The following is a 16,401-nucleotide window of genomic DNA, read 5'->3' on the forward strand; positions in this document are numbered from 1 at the left end:
ATTTTACCTGAAAAAAAGCGGATATGCCGTCATTGCATATCCGCTTTTTGATTGGGGAAGTTTAAGAGAACAGGCGCAGGGCTTGTTTACTGCCGGGTTTGATACCGACTTTAAGCATTTCTTCCTGACGGGCTAAAACGTAGTTGCGTACGTCTTTAAGCCATTGAGTGGAAACTTCTTCCATTTGGTCGTTAACCAAATCCAAGCTAAGTTGGCCGGAGAGTTTGACTGCCAAGTCCATAAATTTGTCGAAAGTTTTTTCGCCGGCAGGAACATGCGGAATATCCAAAAGCATGCTGAAACCGCGGTAGGCTTGGTTGTCCAACAGAGGATTGGTAAACGGTTTGTTGTCCAAAGTATGGATGGAGAACAGTTGAGGGTTGTTGTTGTCACCGAAGTGGAACGCGCCGTCTTCGCCTAGTTTGAAGCCTGTATCTTCCACGGCGGCACGCAACTCTACGCCGCTGATATTGGAATGGGAAACCAAGTGAATGGCGATGGTTTGGTCAACACGCGCACAGAATTGGTCGAGGGCTTGCGCGACTTCGGTGAACGCGTCCAAGTCGGTATGCAAAACTTTGCCGTCCATCAGTTGGGCAAAAGCATCAACCTGTTGGTCGAAGTGTTGCAGCTCTTCACGCGCGGCCAAACCGTTGCGGCTGACAGCCTGAAGGCCCATAACGAAGCCTTGGTAGTAAACGCCCGGAATCGGCTCGGCAACGCGGAAATGGTCGTCCATGGTGCAACCGATGATTTGGAAGCGGTGAGTGCTGGAAAGGCGCGGCAGGGCGTGCAATTCTTGGGCTTGTTTCAGGGAGATGTAGGCCATGTAGTCGAAGCGCGGGTCAAACCAAGGCAGCTCGACTTGCGACAATTCGTCCAAGCTGATCAATGGTACTTGTGCCACAGGCTCGGCTGCGGTTTCAACCGGAGCAGAAGCGGCTTCGGTAGGGCTGACGGTAATTTCGTTGTTTAAGCCGATAACGGTGTGTTGGACTTTTTCTTCTGCGGAAAAGTCGTCTTCCACAGTCAACTCGACATCGGTTTTAAGTTGGGCAGGGTGAGCCAGTTTGGCTTTGGCCGCGTAGATTTCATCTTGCTCTTGCAGGTTGCGCAATGCCTCTTCGGTTTTTTTGTTTTTCTTGATAAACAAACCTTGGCCGCCGGTTTCTTTGCTGTCGCGGACGTGCTTGGTTTTGCTGGTCAAAAGTGCATCCTTATCGGAATGGCCGAATTGTTCGCGCACTTGTTTGCGGTATTGGTTTTCCTGGTACATGTTGTAACCGATGACCGCCAAAAGAGCGGCGAGGGCTAAGACGATGAAAATCATGGAGTAATCACTTTTTAAAAAGGCAGCATTCCGTCTTTTTCAGGGTGCGGAATCTTGCTGCGTGGGAAGTTCGTTGGAGCCGGACTTTATGCGTCCGAATGAATAGCTGAATTATAACGAAAATAAACGGTTGTGACAGCATTATGTCTGCCAATCATTGTTCAGGTCGTCTGAAAGTTATCCGCGCCGGATGGGGAAACCTGCTTTTTGAAGGCGAGGCCAATCGAAGAAATGTCCGGGATCGGTTTTCCTGTCCGGCGCGATGTCTTGATGGCCGGTAACGGCCTGAATCGGGTAATGTTCGGAAATGGCGGTCAGCAAGGCTTGCAGGCTGGTGTATTGTGCTTCGGTAAAAGGCTCGAAATCGCAGCCTTCCAATTCGATACCGATGGAAAAGGCATTGCATTTTTCTCTGCCTTGAAACGACGATACGCCGGCATGATAGGCCATGTCGTCGCAGGAAACGAATTGGACGGTTTCGCCCTTACGGCTGATGAAAAAATGGCTGGAGACGCGCAAGGTGTGAATGATGCTGAAAAAAGGGTGCTCGTCAGGGTTGATTTGGTTGGTAAACAATTTTTCCACTGCCCCTGTGTTGTACTCAAAAGGAGGGAGGGAAATATTGTGGAGGACAACCAATGAGACGTTTTCATCCGGCTCGCGCGGGCTGAAATTGGGCGAATGAGTTTGGCGTGCATTCAGCCAACGGCCGTTTTGCCAAATGTTTTTGGAAGGGGAATTCATGGTTTCAGACGGCCTTTCGGGATAGGAAAACATACGTTGGGGAAGGTGGCAGGCTTAATGCGCTTGTTTTCGGTTATACTGTCGCCCGACACGTTCACAAACCAAGAATCCTACCATGCTGAAAAAATTGTTGAAATGGCTGGCCGTATTTTTGACGGCATTTGCCGCCGTGGTTGCCGCATTGTTGTTTGTTCCGAAAAACAACGGCAAACCATACCGTATTACCGTTGCTAAGAATCAAGGTATCTCTTCCGTCAGCCGTAAACTGGCTCAAGACGGCATTGTTTATAACCGTTATGTGCTGGTAGCCGCCGCATATGTGATGGGCGTACACAACCAACTCAATGCCGGCTCTTACCGCCTGTCTGCCAAAGTATCGGCTTGGGACATTTTAAAACGCATTAAAAAAGGCCGTCCTGACTCGGTCAGCGTGCAAATTTTGGAAGGCGCGCGGTTTGCACAAATGCGCCGTATTATCGACAACACTGCCGATATTGCCCACGATACGCGCGGTTGGAGCGATGAAAAACTGATGGCCGAAGTAGCGCCCGATGCTTTGAGCAGCAATCCTGAAGGACAGTTTTTCCCGGATAGTTACGAAATTGATGCCGGCGGCAGCGATCTTCAAATTTACAAAATCGCTTACCGTAAAATGCGGGAAAACCTGCAAGAAGCATGGGAAGATCGTCAAAGCGGCCTACCTTATAAAAATCCGTACGAAATGCTGATTATGGCGAGTCTGATTGAAAAAGAAACCGCGCACGAAGACGACCGCGCCCATGTGGCCGCCGTATTCGTCAACCGCCTGAATATCGGCATGCGCCTGCAAACCGACCCGACCGTTATCTATGGCATGGGCGATGCGTATAAAGGCAGAATCCGCAAAGCCGACCTGCAACGCGATACGCCTTACAATACCTATACGCGCAGCGGTTTGACGCCGACGCCGATTGCGCTTCCCGGCAAGGCCGCGCTTGAAGCGGCGGGTCATCCGTCTGATGAAAAATATCTGTATTTCGTCTCAAAAATGGATGGTACGGGCTTGAGCGAGTTCAGCCACAACCTTTCTGAACACAACGCTGCCGTACGCAAATATATTTTGAAGAAATAAACCGAATAGGCCGTCTGAAACATTTATAATCCTGTTTCAGACGGCCTTTAAATTGACGATATCCATATGAAACCTAGATTTATTACCCTTGACGGCATAGACGGCGCAGGCAAATCCACCAACCTCGCCGTAATGAAAGCATGGTTTGAGAAACACCAACTGCCCGTATTGTTTACGCGCGAACCGGGAGGCACTCCGGCCGGAGAAGCATTGCGTGAAATCCTGCTCAACCCTGCCACCCAAGTCAGCCTGCGTACTGAAACCCTGCTGATGTTTGCCGCCAGACAGCAACACTTGGAAACCGTCATTCTGCCTGCCCTAAAAAACGGCACACATGTCGTTTCCGACCGCTTTACCGATGCAACGTTTGCCTATCAAGGCGGCGGACGAGGCGTTCCCTTGCAAGATATTGCCATGCTTGAGCATTGGGTGCAGGGCGATTTCCGCCCAGATTTAACTTTGCTGTTGGATGTGCCTTTGGAAGTGTCAATGGCGCGAATCAATCAAACGCGTGAGAAAGACCGCTTTGAACAAGAAGAAGCCGAGTTTTTCAATCGGGTGCGCGAAGTATATCTGCAACGTGCTAACGAACAGCCAGAACGCTATGCCGTCATCGACAGCAGCCAAAGTCTGGATGCAGTAAAAAATCAGATTGAAACCGCGCTAGACAGTCATTTTGGATTGAATGTTTAAGTTTAAATAAAATGCCGTCTGAAAGAAGGGTAGTGTAGCGAAGAAATATTATTACAGAAGTTTTTAGACATAAAACCAAATAAAACGAAATATCAAAACAAATGTAATAAATATCGGTATGCGCCACCAAAAGAACATGATAAAATTACGGTCCCTTACAAAGCCGGTCTGTTAACAACCCGACTTTAGAAATTTTAAACGTCTGAAGCAGCCTGTTTCAGACTTGTTCGCTGTAAAATCTCTCTCGCAAACAGGATCGATAAATGGAAAATTCATTAAAAGAAGCCGCCCTGCAGTTCCACGAATTCCCCGTGCCGGGCAAAATCTCCGTTACCCCAACCAAATCTCTGGCCACTTCTAAAGATTTGGCGTTGGCGTACTCTCCGGGCGTAGCCGCTCCTTGTATGGAAATCCATGCCGATCCTCAAACTGCCTACAAATACACAGCCAAAGGCAACTTGGTTGCCGTGATTTCCAACGGTACCGCAGTGTTGGGTTTGGGCAACATCGGCGCATTGGCCGGTAAACCTGTAATGGAAGGCAAAGGTGTATTGTTCAAAAAATTCGCCGGTGTTGACGTATTCGATATCGAAATCGATGAAAAAGACCCACAAAAATTGGTAGACATCATCGCTTCTTTGGAGCCAACTTTCGGCGGCATCAACCTCGAAGACATCAAAGCGCCTGAGTGCTTCTACATCGAACGCGAATTGCGCAAACGTTGCAAAATCCCTGTATTCCACGACGACCAACACGGTACTGCCATCATTACCGCTGCCGCTGTATTGAACGCTTTGCGTTATACAGGCCGCAAAATTGAGGAAGCGACTTTGGTGTGCTCCGGCGCAGGTGCCGCAGCGATTGCCTGCTTGAACCAATTGCTGGATTTGGGTTTGAAACGCGAAAACGTGACCGTTTGCGACTCCAAAGGCGTGATTTACAAAACTCGCGAAGACAAAGACCGTATGGACGAGTCCAAACAGTTCTACGCCATTGAAGATAACGGCCAACGCGTATTGGCTGATGCCGTTAAAGGTAAAGATATCTTCTTGGGTCTGTCCGGTGCAAACCTGCTGACTCCTGAAATGCTGAACACCATGAACGAAAAACCAATCGTGTTCGCCATGGCAAACCCAAATCCGGAAATTCTGCCTCCTTTGGCAAAAGAAACCCGTCCGGATGTGGTGATCGGTACCGGCCGCTCAGACTTCCCGAACCAAGTGAACAACGTATTGTGCTTCCCATTCATCTTCCGTGGCGCATTGGATGTCGGCGCGACCACCATCAACGAAGAAATGAAACGCGCCTGCGTGTATGCTTTGGCTGATTTGGCGATGGAAGAGGTAACTGAAGAAGTGGTTGCCGCTTACGGTAAGAAATTTGAATTCGGTGCGGAATACCTGATTCCTACCCCATTCGACTCCCGCCTGTTGCCTCGCGTTGCTTCTGCTACCGCTAAAGCAGCTATGGAAAGCGGCGTAGCTACCCGTCCAATCGCTGATTTGGATGCGTACGCTGCTAAACTGGCCGGTTTGAAATTGTAATCCGGTAAGTAGTATTTGATTGAAAATGCCGTCTGAAAGTTGTATTTCAGACGGCATTTTTGTTTATTGGGTATTTTAGAAACGGCTTAATGTAAAAATCGTGACTAATCTGCTGATTCAAAATCGACGTGGGAATATGAATTGCTTTCTAAAAGATAGGTTTCTTATTTTTGAAGTATTTTGATTTTGCAGAATTTGTATGGGATTAAATACAATATTTTTGCCAGCTTTTTAAACAACATCAGGCCGTCTGAAATTGGGTTTTCAGACGGCCTGAGTTAATGAAACAGTTTATTTTTGCCAATAGGTTTTGACGTTGACGAATTCGTACAGTCCGAATTCGGATAGTTCCCGTCCGTAGCCTGAATCTTTGACGCCGCCAAAGGGGAGGCGCAAGTCGCTGCTGGTGTGGCGGTTGATAAAGACAGAGCCTGCTTGGATTTTTTCAGCGTATTGCCATGCGTTTGCCGTGTCGGCTGTGTAGATACAGGCGCCGAGGCCGAAAGGTGTGTCATTGGCAAGCGCAACGGCGTGATCCGGATTGTCGGCGCGTAAGATCATGGCGACCGGGCCGAAGACTTCTTTGTGCCAAACGCGGCAGTTTGGATTGACTCGATCCAAGACGGTAGCCGGGTAAAACCAGCTTTGTCCATCAGGAATATAGCCGCCGCTCAAGCATTGCGCGCCGTGTGCAACTGCATCTTGAACCTGCTCGTGCACGTTTTGGCGCAGGTCTTGGCGGTGAAGTGGGGCAAGGGTGGTGTTCGGGTCTTTGGGGTTGCCGGTTTGCAGTTTGGCGCACTCAGCAAGGAAAAGCGGGATAAACTGTTCGGCAATATCTTGGGTAACGATGATGCGTTTGGCGGCATTGCAGGATTGTCCGGCATCACGGAAACGCGAATAGCAGGCATCGATGGCTGCACGTTGCAGATCGGCATCGGGCAGGATGATAAACGGATTGCTGCCGCCTAGTTCAAGGACAGTTTTTTTCAGATGTCTGCCTGCATGTGCGGCCAGCAGGCGGCCGGTATGGGTCGAACCGGTAAATGCCACGGCATCGGTATCTTCAATGGCTTGAAGCGTGTCTTCATGGCTTAACCATGCGCCGATAAGCGGCAAACCTTCGGGGACAAGACCGAAGAGGACCTCGCTGACGCGGGCGACACTGGGCGCAGGTTTGACCGCACAGGCATTGCCGGCGCACAGGGCAGGGATGGCAAATCGTAAAATCTGCCAAACAGGGTAATTCCACGGCATGACCGCCAAAACAACGCCCAAAGGCTCGAAGCGGACTTGGCTGAGGCTGGCTTGGGTGGCGATGGTTTTATGGGCAAGCAGTTCGGGGGCAAGGCGGACGTAGTAGCGGATAAGCTCGATGGATTTGCTGATTTCGGCACGGCATTCGTGCAGGCAGCGTCCGACTTCTTCGCAAACCATTTCGGCAAGGCGTTCTTGGTTTTGGGTAAGGCTGTCGGCAAATTGCTGTAAGAGTGCGGTGCGCTCGATAATGCTTGATTGGGCGAAGGTTTGTTGAAGGGTTTGGAGGCGGTTTAATTCGTCGGTGAATTCGGTATAGCTTTGCGCTGGTCGGCGGTAAATGGTTTCTCCGGTGAAGACATGGGTGCTGTGAAACATGATTGGCTCCTTTGTTTTTATGTTTTTATGAGGCCGTCTGAAAATGTTTCAGACGGCCCTTTTATTGTGATGATTGTACTTCAAGCGACCAGTTGGGGGAAAATGGATTTTAAGCCGGCAACAATAATCTCTACGGAAATGGCGGCAAGCATCATGCCCATGATGCGGTTGAGGATGGTCAGGCCGGTAGTGCCCAAGCGTTTGCTGATGCGTCCGGCCACGACCAAAATGAAATAGCAAATCAGGCTGACCAAAAAGCCGGAGATGATAATTAGGGCAATATCGCTGTAATTTTTGGCGGCAGAGGAATAAATGATGACAGTGGAGATACCGCCGGGACCGATGGTAATCGGAATGGCAATGGGTACGACGGCAATGGCTTTTTCATTGCGGCGGACTTGTTGCGCACTTTGATGTTCTTCTGAATGGGGATCAATTTTGGGTTTGGCCGGGTTGTCGTTGCCGTTCATTAAGGAGATGGCAATCAGCAAAACCAGAATCCCGCCACCGACTTGGAAAGAGCCGACGCTGATGCCGAGTACTTTCAACAAGATACCGCCGCTCAGTGCAAAGACGATGATTACGATGAAAACGGCCAATGCGGCAGTACGCGCGATTCTGCGCTTTTCTTTGGTGCTGTGGTTTTGTGTCAGATCAAGATAGATTGAGAGCGCGCTGAAAGGATTAATCAGCACGAGAAATGCCACAAGCAGCTTGCCGATTTCTACACCCAGTTCCATATTATTCCTCGCTTTCAGTTAGGTCATCGTTATCCGCATTACGGCGGCGGAGGTTTTTGTGTTCATTAGCAATACCCATCAACAGGGCGAGTACCACCATGATGGAAAGCGTAGCTGTACCGCCGTAGCTTACCAAGGGGAGGGGGACGCCGACAACGGGCAAAATACCGCTGACCATGCCCATGTTTACAAAGGCATAACAGAAAAAAGTCATGGTCAACGCACCTGCCAGAGTACGGCTGTAAAGGGATTGCGCTTGCGCGGCAATCCACAATCCGCGTGCCAGAATGATAAGGTAAACCAGCAGTAAAAGGATATTGCCAATCAGACCGAATTCTTCGCCGAATACCGCGAAAATAAAGTCAGTCGTTGATTCGGGAATATAGTCCAAATGGGTTTGCGTACCATTGAGCCAACCTTTACCCCATACGCCGCCCGAGCCGATGGCAATCATGGATTGGATGATGTGGTAGCCTGCACCTAATGGGTCTTTGGTTGGGTCGAGCAGGGTGAGGACGCGGGTTTTCTGATAGTCGTGCATGCCGTAATTCCACAAGAGCGGCAAGGTGGCTACAAAGGCAATAATAGCGGCAAAAATAGCCTTCCAAGGCAATCCGGCAAAGAAGATGACAAAAATACCCGAAGCCATAATCAGCGCGGCTGTACCGAGGTCGGGCTGTTTCAAAATCAGGGCGACAGGAGCAAGAATCAGCACAAGGGCGACAATATAATGTATCCATTTCAGACGGCCTTCATAGCGTTGGAAATACCACGCCACAGTCATGGGAATACCGATTTTCATGATTTCGGAAGGTTGGATACGGGTAAAGCCGAGACTCAGCCAACGGGTCGAGCCGTTGACGGTAACGCCAGCGATTTCGACGCCAATCAGCAGTAGTACGCCGACAATGTAAATAGGCAGGGCAACTTTGGCAGCCGTTTGCGGTTTGAATACGGCGATAATCCATAAAAGGGCAAAGCCCAAAACGGTATGGATGGTTTTGTTTTCCAATTGGCCGAACTCTTGCCCGTCTGCAGAATAGAGCAGGAACAGGCTCATGATGTAGATGGCGAGCATGGCAAAAAACAGCCAAGGGTCAATCGGGGCTGCAATGGTGGATTTGAAATTTTTCCACGCTGATGTGTTATTCATGATGAACCTCCGGCTGTGAGGCAGGGCTTGTCGGAGTCAGTCCGTAGGCAGATTGGAAAATGCTGGTAATAGGCTGATGCTTGTCCGTTGTTTTAGTTTTGGCCGAATCTGACTCAAGGCCGTCTGAAAACTGTTGCGGCTTGACGTTAAACATATAAAAATCAGTCATTTCACGAGCCAATGGCGCGGCATACGCACCCCAGCCGCCGTTTTCCAAAATCACGGCAATGGCGATTTCAGGTTTTTCCAATGGCGCAAACGAGATAAACCATGCGTGGTCGCGGTGTTGTTCGCGCAGGGCTGCGGCATTGTAGCGGCCGCCCTGTTTGATTTGTACGACCTGGGCCGTACCTGTTTTACCGCCCATCGTATAGGCGAGTCCGCCACCGATACGGTGCGCCGTACCGCCCGGTTTTAATACCTTCTCCATTGCGCGTTTGACGTATTCGAAGTTGTCGGCTTTGAACGGAATTTGACGTTCGGGATTAGGATTGATACGGGTAATTTTGCGCGCGCCGAAATCCAATATTTCTTTGACCAAATGCGGCTGATGAACGACACCGTTGTTGGCCAGAGAAGCTGTCGCATGTGCCATTTGCAAAGGCGTGTAGGCGTTGTAGCCTTGGCCGATACTGACGGAAACCATTTCGCCGGCGCGCCATTCTTTGGCAGTCGGGTCGGAAGATTTGGCAAAGCGTTTGGCTTTCCATTCGCGGCTGGGCAAAACGCCTGTGTATTCGCTGGGCAGGTCAATGCCGGTTTTCTGGCCGAAACCGAATTGCGCCAGATACGGAGAGGCTTTATCGATACCCATTTCGTAACCCAAACGGTAGAAGAAGGTATCTGAGGATACTTGAATGGCTTTGCTCAAGTTGGCCGAGCCGTGACCGCTGCGGACGGAGTCGCGGAAGATATGGCGGCTGCCGGGTATGCTCCATGCGCCGGGTGCAGGGACGATAGTGTTTTGAGTAATTTTGCCACTTTCCAACAAAGCCATGCCCATAAAGGGTTTGAATGTAGAACCCGGCGGATAAAGGCCTTGGGTAACGCGGTTGATCAAAGGCTTTTTCCAATCGTCATTCAGCATTTTCCAAGTGTCGCTGTCGATGCCGTCAATAAAGAGGTTGGGATCAAAGGAAGGTTTGGAAACAAAAGCCAAAACAGTACCGTCTTGCGGATTGATGGCCACCAATGCGCCACGGCGGTCGCCCAAGATGCGGTCGGCTTCCTGTTGCATACGGATATCCATACCTAGGCGCAAGGTTTGCCCCATTTTGGACGGAACATTTTTCAATACGCGGACGATGTTGCCGTAAGCGTCTTTTTCGACTTCCTGATAGCCTGGAATGCCATGAAGCTGGTGTTCGTAATATTTTTCCAAGCCGGATTTGCCGATATGTGTACTGCCGCGGTAGAGGGCGGTCAGGCCTTCTTCTTCCAGCATTTCTTTGTCTTTGTCGCTAATACGGCCGATATAGCCTAAGAAATGGGAAGTCAGTTTGCCGTAAGGATATTCGCGGAAAGTGCGTGAATTGACCTCTACGCCTTTGAATTCGCGCAGATGTACGGACAAACGGGCGGCTTCTTCATCGGTCAGTTTGAGTTTGAGTGGGATATTTTCAAATTTTCTATAGCTTTCGCGGTATTTTTTGAAGCGTTTTAAATCTGTCGGCGTGATATCGACGTATTTTTTCAATGCTTCAATGACATCTTCCATCTTGCCTTCGATGCGGCTGGGAATAACTTCGAGCGAAAAGACAGGATAGTTTTTGGCCAAAGGAACGCCGTTGATATCGACGATTTCGCCGCGTACGGGCGGCGTTGGAATCAGGGTGATGCGGTTGCTCGATGCTTGACCGGAAAACTCGTTGTGCTGAGTCACTTGCAGGTAAAAGAACCGCGCCAGCAAGATGGAAAAGAAGATGACGATCAGGATAAAAGCAACGAGCAGGCGCAACAAAGCGTCGGCTTGTGCTGCCTGAGCGGAAGGTTTCTTGGTATGTTGACCACCGGAAAGACGGCGTGGAAGAGTCGGTTTCATCTTTTCAGTGGGAGCGGTAAATACGGGTCACAATCAACATTAGCTGGCTGAGTATCGGCCAAAGTAATGCGCCGACAAATGGGGCAACAAAGCCTTGCAAAGTAATGACCTGATGATTGAGGAACAGACGGGCAACAGTTAAGACGGCCTGATTGAGAAGCAGCGCAGCCAAGACAGCGGCCAATTGCATAATATGGCCGTAAAGCATGATTTGGCGGCGGCGGTTTAAGATGAAATAAGTCATCACGACGTAAGACAGGGCATGTAATCCCAAAGTCGCGGCGGTTGCTGCATCGACAATCAGACCGATGGCAAAAGCCAGTCCCATGCCTGCGCGTTGCGGTTGGTGCAATGCCCAATACAGCAACATCAGTGCCGTCATTTCAGGCAGCCAGAAGAATCCGTCAAAGGAAAACGGCATAAAGTCCAGTATCATCATCATAATGAGACTGGCCGCCATGATGTGCAGCGGTACTGCACGGTAAGAATCGTCAAAATCGTTCATGAAATCAGCGTGGGGAAGAAGGGCCGGAAGAAAGTACCAAGACAAAACGGCTGCTGCGTAAAGCGGCCAAAGACGTCAGTTGCGTATCGTAATAAGGCGTTCCTGATGCGCGGACAACCTTGCTGACAGTTGCAACGGGAATCCCCGCCGGATAAGTACCGTCCAAACCGGAAGTCAGCAGAATATCGCCGGGTTTCAAGTCTGAGCCGGTTGGGAAATAGCGCAAATCCAAACCGTTGCCATTGCCGTATGCCAAATTGCGTTCGCCGGTGCGGCTGACGGCTACGGGGACAATGCTTTGTCCGCTTGAGATCAGTTCAATTTCCGCGCTTTGTGTGTGAACTTGTGTCAATAGGCCAATCAAACCGCTTTGATCGATGACCGCATCGCCAACTTTCAAACCATCTTGGCCGCCCTTGCCGATAATCAGTCTTTCGGAAAGCGGATCTTTACCATTGGAAATGACTTCCGCACCGATAACGTTGTGAATACCTTTTTGTTGCAAACCGTACAGTTTTTTTAATTCGCGCAATTCATCGGTATTGACTTTATCCCGCTGCAAATCGATTTTCAGACGGCCATTTTCTTCCAGAAGTTGGCGATTTTGTTCCAAGAGCTCGGATTTGGACTGGGAGAGGTCGGCAAAATATTGATAAAGTTGAACAGGTTGATTTGCCAGCCATTGAACAGGATAGAGCATGGGCATTACTGCAGCACGTACAGGCTGCATCAATGAAAAGCGGTAATCTGCCACCATCAGGCCGGCAGCCAGAGCGATATAAACGACAAAACGAGGCAACAGCTTAGAGCCTTTTGCCTCGTCAAAGCGCAAAGAAGAGCGTTCCATAACCATCTACCTTATGGGTTTTCCGTAAACACGGTATCCCATTTGCCAATATAGTCCAAAGCCTTACCGGCACCATAGGCGACGCAGTTCAGAGGCTGGTCGGCAATACCGACGGGCAGGCCGGTTGCGTCGGCCAAGACGGTATCGATACCGTGCAGAAGCGCGCCGCCGCCGGTCAGCATAATACCGCGGTCGGCGATGTCGCCGGCCAGTTCGGGCGGAGCCTGTTCCAAAGCCAGACGGACGGCACGGATGATTTGATTCACCGTTTCACTCAATGCTTCACGGATTTCATCTGAAGTAACTGCCAAGGATTTAGGCGTGCCTTCAGCCAGATCACGGCCTTTAATGCGCATGGCTGTTTCGGTTTCAAAGCCCGAGGCAGAGCCGATTTGTTTCTTCAATTCTTCGGCTGTAGCTTCGCCAATCAAGACACCGCGATGGCGACGCAGGTAATGGATGATGCTTTTATCGAATTCATCGCCGGCTGCGCGGACAGAAGCAGAATAGGCCATACCGCCCAGTGAAAGAATGCCGATTTCAGTCGTACCGCCACCAATATCGACAATCATCGAACCTGCCGCATCTTCAATCGGCAAGCCTGCGCCCAAAGCGGCGGCCATCGGTTCTTCAATCAAATGCACGCTTGCCGCGCCGGCGGCAAACGCCGAATCCAAAATCGCTTTACGTTCTACTTGGGTAGAGCCGCCCGGAACACAGATAACCACACGGGGCGGAACCAAAGACCGTCCTTCAGTGGCTTTTTTAATCAACATACCCAGCATACGCTCGGTAATCACAAAATCGGCAATTACACCGTCTCTCATCGGGCGGACGATTTCGATATTGCGCGGCGCGCGGCCCTGCATTTTTTTGGCTTCCGTGCCCACTGCCATAATTTTACTTTTATTGCCTGTGCCGGATTGAATCGCAACCATGGACGGCTCATCCAAAACAATCCCTTTGCCGCGTACAAAAATCAGCGTGTTGGCCGTGCCCAAGTCGATGGCAATATCATTGGAGAGGAAACGAGATAAAAGACGAAACATTAGGATTCCTGAAATTCCGGCCCAGCCCGGATGTGTTTAGCATTATTTAAAATAAGAAAAACAGGTACACGGTTTTAGACGGATAAATGCACCCTTTAAAGGCCGTCTGAATTAAAACACCATGCCAACCTGTTTGGTTTTCGGTTATAATTCTTCGCTTCATAGAAGACGAAATGCAATGATACCCCAAACCCAAGGTGCATTGCTATCAGACAAGGATTTTTTATGGCTTTAAGCTTAAATGATGTGGAAAAAATCGCAAAACTCTCGCGCCTCACTTTAACGGACGAAGAAAAAAACAAAACGCTTGCCGAGTTGAACGACATTTTTGCCATGGTTGAAAACATGCAAAGCGTCAATACCGACTGCATCGAACCCATGGCGCATCCGCACGAAGCCGCTTTGCGTCTGCGCGAAGATAAAGTGACTGAAACTGACCACGCTGCAGAATATCAGGCTGTTGCCCCAGAAGTGCGCAACCGCCTGTATATCGTTCCTCAAGTGATTGAAGAATAAGGTTTCAGACGGCCTTTGCTTATCGGCAAGCCCCTATTGCAAGGCCGTCTGAAAGGATACTTTGTTCAGACGGCCCGATTTATTGATTTAAACGGATGTTTTCAATATCTGTTTTGAAAGCAAAAACTGTTTTATAGAAAGTACGGCACAATGACCGCTTACACGCTCAAACAAGCCAGCAGCCTGCTGCAATCCAAACAAATTTCCGCAGTCGAATTGGCGACCGAATATTTGACCGCTATTGCTGCGAAAAACCCTGCCATCAACGGCTACGTTACCATCGATCAAGATAAGACCCTTGCTGAAGCCAAAGCAGCCGATGCGCGTATCGCAGCCGGCAATGCAACGGCTTTGACCGGTGTGCCGGTTGCTTACAAAGATATTTTCTGCCAAACAGGTTGGCGCAGTGCATGCAGCTCCAAAATGTTGGATAACTTTGTTTCTCCTTATACTGCCACTGTGGTGCAAAACTTGTTGGATGCCGGCATGGTTACTCTTGGCCGTACCAATATGGACGAATTTGCCATGGGTTCGACCAATGAGACTTCGTTCTACGGCGCAACCAAAAACCCATGGAATCTTGAACATGTTCCCGGCGGTTCGTCAGGAGGTTCGGCTGCCGTGATTGCGGCGCGTTTGGCACCTGCTGCGTTGGGTTCGGATACCGGCGGTTCTATCCGTCAGCCTGCATCGCATTGCGGTATTACCGGTATCAAGCCGACTTACGGTACGGTTTCACGTTTCGGTATGGTTGCTTATGCTTCCAGCTTCGACCAAGCCGGCCCTATGGCGCAAACGGCCGAAGACTGTGCGATTTTGTTGAACGCCATGGCCAGCTTTGACGAGCGCGATTCCACCAGTTTGGAGCGCGACAAAGAAGATTACACCCGTGATTTGGACAAGCCGCTCAAAGGTTTGAAAATCGGTTTGCCTAAAGAATATTTCGGCGAAGGCGCAGATGCCGATGTTCAGACGGCCTTACAAAGCGTTATCGATTTGCTCAAAGCACAAGGCGCGGAGACTGTTGAGGTTTCCCTGCCGCAAACATCATTGTCGATCCCTGCTTATTACGTTCTCGCCTCTGCGGAAGCAAGTACTAACTTATCCCGTTTCGACGGCGTACGTTATGGCCATCGTGCAGCGCAATTCGGCGATTTGGAAGAAATGTACAGCAACACCCGTGCCGAAGGTTTCGGCAGCGAGGTCAAACGCCGTATCATGATCGGTACTTATGTATTGAGTCATGGTTACTACGATGCGTACTACTTGAAAGCGCAAAAACTGCGTCACCTTGTAGCCAATGATTTTCAGACGGCCTTTGGTCAATGTGATTTCATTCTGGCGCCGACTGCGCCGACTGCCGCGCCGAAACTCGGCAGCGACATCCACGACCCTGTACAAATGTACTTGTCCGATATTTACACCATCGCCGTGAACCTTGCCGGTTTGCCCGCATTGACTCTGCCAGCCGGTTTCAGCGCAAACGGCCTGCCGATTGGTGTGCAATTTATCGGCAACTATTTCTCCGAAGCCAAAATTTTGGGTGCCGCACATCAGGTTCAATTGAACAGCGATTGGCACACTAAAGCGCCGGAATAAGGGTAGGGAGTCTATATGCCTGAAAAGTTTTCTTTTCCGGGATTTAAAACTGTTTATCAGAATGCTCCAAAGTTTAAAACGCAACATTTAAAATTTACATTGCGGACATTGTGGTATCGTAAAGAAATTAAGGCATTTGAGCAGTTTGTAAATGCTTCAGAAATATGCCAAAGTTTTTTTAGTCAAATGCCCCAAGATGCCTATCCTTTGATACATGAGTTTGTTGATAAGAAACTTGGTGGTCAAGATAGGCTAAAAATTATGCAGTCAGATTTTGAGGCTGCAGAAAAGCTGTTTGGAAAAGAAAGAGTAATGGGTATGAAAACCCGTTCCTTTTATATTGTTTTGGCAAAACCTTCAGACGGCCTTGAGATTTGGCTTAACCGAAATGACAATTGCGTCGATGAGGGAATGTGGTCTCTTTCTTTACGAGAAAGCAATGGAAAACGTCTGTATATGACAACATTCGCCTTTGTAAATAATATGCTGCTTGCAGCCTCTCTTCAGGGGCCAGCAGGAGAAGAGGCGAAAGATACTGTACGGGGTTTAACTAAGAAGCTACATGGATTGCGTCCTCAGCAATTGATGGTGCATGCATTGCAATATTTTGCTATTGCATTAAAGCTGGATGGTGTGATTGGTATCACACAAGATAGACAAGTTAAGCTACGTTGGCGCTTGAAGAAACGTGTCAAAATGAACTATGACCAATTTTGGCAGGAGCATGGTGCTCAAAAAGGTGTTGATGGATTATGGCATCTTCCAAAAGAGCCGGTACGTAAAGATTTTGAGGAAATTGAAAGCAAAAAACGGTCTATGTATCGTAAGCGTTATCAGATGTTAGATGAAATAGAAGAGCAAATAAGAAATGGTTTAGTGCCTATAAAATAAACT

Annotated in this window: 15 protein-coding genes; 6 read left to right on the top strand and 9 right to left on the bottom strand. The window is 49.4% G+C overall.

Going from position 1 to position 16,401, the window contains the following annotated elements; all coding sequences use genetic code 11:
* Positions 1-61: 61 nt before the first annotated feature.
* Positions 62-1,330 carry a cell division protein ZipA C-terminal FtsZ-binding domain-containing protein gene (locus O3682_RS00270; protein ID WP_371507963.1) on the bottom strand — a complete coding sequence of 423 codons (1,269 nt, stop codon included), beginning with the start codon at positions 1,328-1,330 and terminating at the stop codon, positions 62-64.
* 177 nt (positions 1,331-1,507) lie between these two features.
* Complete coding sequence (ampD, locus tag O3682_RS00275; protein WP_371507964.1) at positions 1,508-2,074, bottom strand: 1,6-anhydro-N-acetylmuramyl-L-alanine amidase AmpD; 567 nt, start codon at positions 2,072-2,074, stop codon at positions 1,508-1,510.
* 115 nt (positions 2,075-2,189) lie between these two features.
* Here ampD and mltG point away from each other — a divergent pair, with 115 nt between their 5' ends.
* From mltG to O3682_RS00290, 3 genes are all read left to right on the top strand, one after another.
* Complete coding sequence (gene mltG / locus O3682_RS00280) at positions 2,190-3,185, top strand: endolytic transglycosylase MltG (RefSeq protein ID WP_371507965.1); 996 nt, start codon at positions 2,190-2,192, stop codon at positions 3,183-3,185.
* A gap of 66 nt (positions 3,186-3,251) precedes the next feature.
* Positions 3,252-3,878, top strand: coding sequence for a dTMP kinase (tmk, locus tag O3682_RS00285; protein WP_250580424.1), 627 nt, complete (start codon positions 3,252-3,254; stop codon positions 3,876-3,878).
* Between the two features lie 263 nt (positions 3,879-4,141).
* Positions 4,142-5,422, top strand: a complete 1,281-nt coding sequence (locus O3682_RS00290; RefSeq protein WP_083306184.1) for a malic enzyme-like NAD(P)-binding protein — start codon at positions 4,142-4,144, stop codon at positions 5,420-5,422.
* 291 nt (positions 5,423-5,713) lie between these two features.
* Here the strand turns inward: O3682_RS00290 and O3682_RS00295 are convergent, their stop codons facing one another.
* From O3682_RS00295 to O3682_RS00325, 7 genes are all read right to left on the bottom strand, one after another.
* Positions 5,714-7,057: an aldehyde dehydrogenase family protein gene (locus tag O3682_RS00295; RefSeq protein WP_371507966.1), complete on the bottom strand. Its 1,344-nt coding sequence runs from the start codon at positions 7,055-7,057 to the stop codon at positions 5,714-5,716.
* Positions 7,058-7,137: 80 nt separating this feature from the next.
* Positions 7,138-7,797, bottom strand: a complete 660-nt coding sequence (locus O3682_RS00300; protein ID WP_049328611.1) for a MarC family protein — start codon at positions 7,795-7,797, stop codon at positions 7,138-7,140.
* 1 nt (position 7,798) lies between these two features.
* A complete protein-coding gene (rodA, locus tag O3682_RS00305; protein WP_371507967.1) occupies positions 7,799-8,950 on the bottom strand; it encodes a rod shape-determining protein RodA in 1,152 nt (383 codons plus the stop codon).
* Positions 8,943-10,991, bottom strand: coding sequence for a penicillin-binding protein 2 (gene mrdA / locus O3682_RS00310; RefSeq protein WP_371507968.1), 2,049 nt, complete (start codon positions 10,989-10,991; stop codon positions 8,943-8,945). Before mrdA ends, rodA begins: the two co-directional genes overlap by 8 nt.
* A gap of 4 nt (positions 10,992-10,995) precedes the next feature.
* A complete protein-coding gene (mreD, locus tag O3682_RS00315) occupies positions 10,996-11,496 on the bottom strand; it encodes a rod shape-determining protein MreD (RefSeq protein ID WP_371507969.1) in 501 nt (166 codons plus the stop codon).
* Positions 11,497-11,500: 4 nt separating this feature from the next.
* On the bottom strand, positions 11,501-12,343 hold the full coding sequence (mreC, locus tag O3682_RS00320; protein ID WP_371507970.1) for a rod shape-determining protein MreC: 843 nt from the start codon (positions 12,341-12,343) through the stop codon (positions 11,501-11,503).
* An 11-nt stretch (positions 12,344-12,354) separates the two neighbouring features.
* Positions 12,355-13,392 (bottom strand): rod shape-determining protein, encoded by a 1,038-nt coding sequence (locus tag O3682_RS00325; RefSeq protein ID WP_101755080.1) that lies wholly within the window; start codon positions 13,390-13,392, stop codon positions 12,355-12,357.
* 225 nt (positions 13,393-13,617) lie between these two features.
* On the opposite strand from O3682_RS00325, the gene gatC reads away from it, so the two are divergent.
* From gatC to O3682_RS00340, 3 genes are all read left to right on the top strand, one after another.
* Complete coding sequence (gatC, locus tag O3682_RS00330) at positions 13,618-13,908, top strand: Asp-tRNA(Asn)/Glu-tRNA(Gln) amidotransferase subunit GatC (protein WP_070608153.1); 291 nt, start codon at positions 13,618-13,620, stop codon at positions 13,906-13,908.
* A gap of 150 nt (positions 13,909-14,058) precedes the next feature.
* The gene (gene gatA / locus O3682_RS00335) at positions 14,059-15,507 is read left to right on the top strand and encodes an Asp-tRNA(Asn)/Glu-tRNA(Gln) amidotransferase subunit GatA (protein WP_371507971.1); all 1,449 of its coding nucleotides are present in this window, start codon (positions 14,059-14,061) and stop codon (positions 15,505-15,507) included.
* Between the two features lie 15 nt (positions 15,508-15,522).
* Positions 15,523-16,398, top strand: coding sequence for a VirK/YbjX family protein (locus tag O3682_RS00340; RefSeq protein WP_371507972.1), 876 nt, complete (start codon positions 15,523-15,525; stop codon positions 16,396-16,398).
* The last annotated feature ends 3 nt before the right edge of the window (positions 16,399-16,401 follow it).

The organism is Neisseria sp. 27098_8_112, assembly GCF_041433235.1.
Classification (GTDB): Bacteria; Pseudomonadota; Gammaproteobacteria; order Burkholderiales; family Neisseriaceae; genus Neisseria.

Excerpts from the sequence above, each read along its gene's own strand:
- O3682_RS00270 (WP_371507963.1), bottom strand. The coding sequence starts at position 1,330 with ATGATTTTCATCGTCTTAGCCCTCGCCGCTCTTTTGGCGGTCATCGGT.
- ampD (WP_371507964.1), bottom strand. The coding sequence starts at position 2,074 with ATGAATTCCCCTTCCAAAAACATTTGGCAAAACGGCCGTTGGCTGAAT.
- mltG (WP_371507965.1), top strand. The coding sequence starts at position 2,190 with ATGCTGAAAAAATTGTTGAAATGGCTGGCCGTATTTTTGACGGCATTT.
- tmk (WP_250580424.1), top strand. The coding sequence starts at position 3,252 with ATGAAACCTAGATTTATTACCCTTGACGGCATAGACGGCGCAGGCAAA.
- O3682_RS00290 (WP_083306184.1), top strand. The coding sequence starts at position 4,142 with ATGGAAAATTCATTAAAAGAAGCCGCCCTGCAGTTCCACGAATTCCCC.
- O3682_RS00295 (WP_371507966.1), bottom strand. The coding sequence starts at position 7,057 with ATGTTTCACAGCACCCATGTCTTCACCGGAGAAACCATTTACCGCCGA.
- O3682_RS00300 (WP_049328611.1), bottom strand. The coding sequence starts at position 7,797 with ATGGAACTGGGTGTAGAAATCGGCAAGCTGCTTGTGGCATTTCTCGTG.
- rodA (WP_371507967.1), bottom strand. The coding sequence starts at position 8,950 with ATGAATAACACATCAGCGTGGAAAAATTTCAAATCCACCATTGCAGCC.
- mrdA (WP_371507968.1), bottom strand. The coding sequence starts at position 10,991 with ATGAAACCGACTCTTCCACGCCGTCTTTCCGGTGGTCAACATACCAAG.
- mreD (WP_371507969.1), bottom strand. The coding sequence starts at position 11,496 with ATGAACGATTTTGACGATTCTTACCGTGCAGTACCGCTGCACATCATG.
- mreC (WP_371507970.1), bottom strand. The coding sequence starts at position 12,343 with ATGGAACGCTCTTCTTTGCGCTTTGACGAGGCAAAAGGCTCTAAGCTG.
- O3682_RS00325 (WP_101755080.1), bottom strand. The coding sequence starts at position 13,392 with ATGTTTCGTCTTTTATCTCGTTTCCTCTCCAATGATATTGCCATCGAC.
- gatC (WP_070608153.1), top strand. The coding sequence starts at position 13,618 with ATGGCTTTAAGCTTAAATGATGTGGAAAAAATCGCAAAACTCTCGCGC.
- gatA (WP_371507971.1), top strand. The coding sequence starts at position 14,059 with ATGACCGCTTACACGCTCAAACAAGCCAGCAGCCTGCTGCAATCCAAA.
- O3682_RS00340 (WP_371507972.1), top strand. The coding sequence starts at position 15,523 with ATGCCTGAAAAGTTTTCTTTTCCGGGATTTAAAACTGTTTATCAGAAT.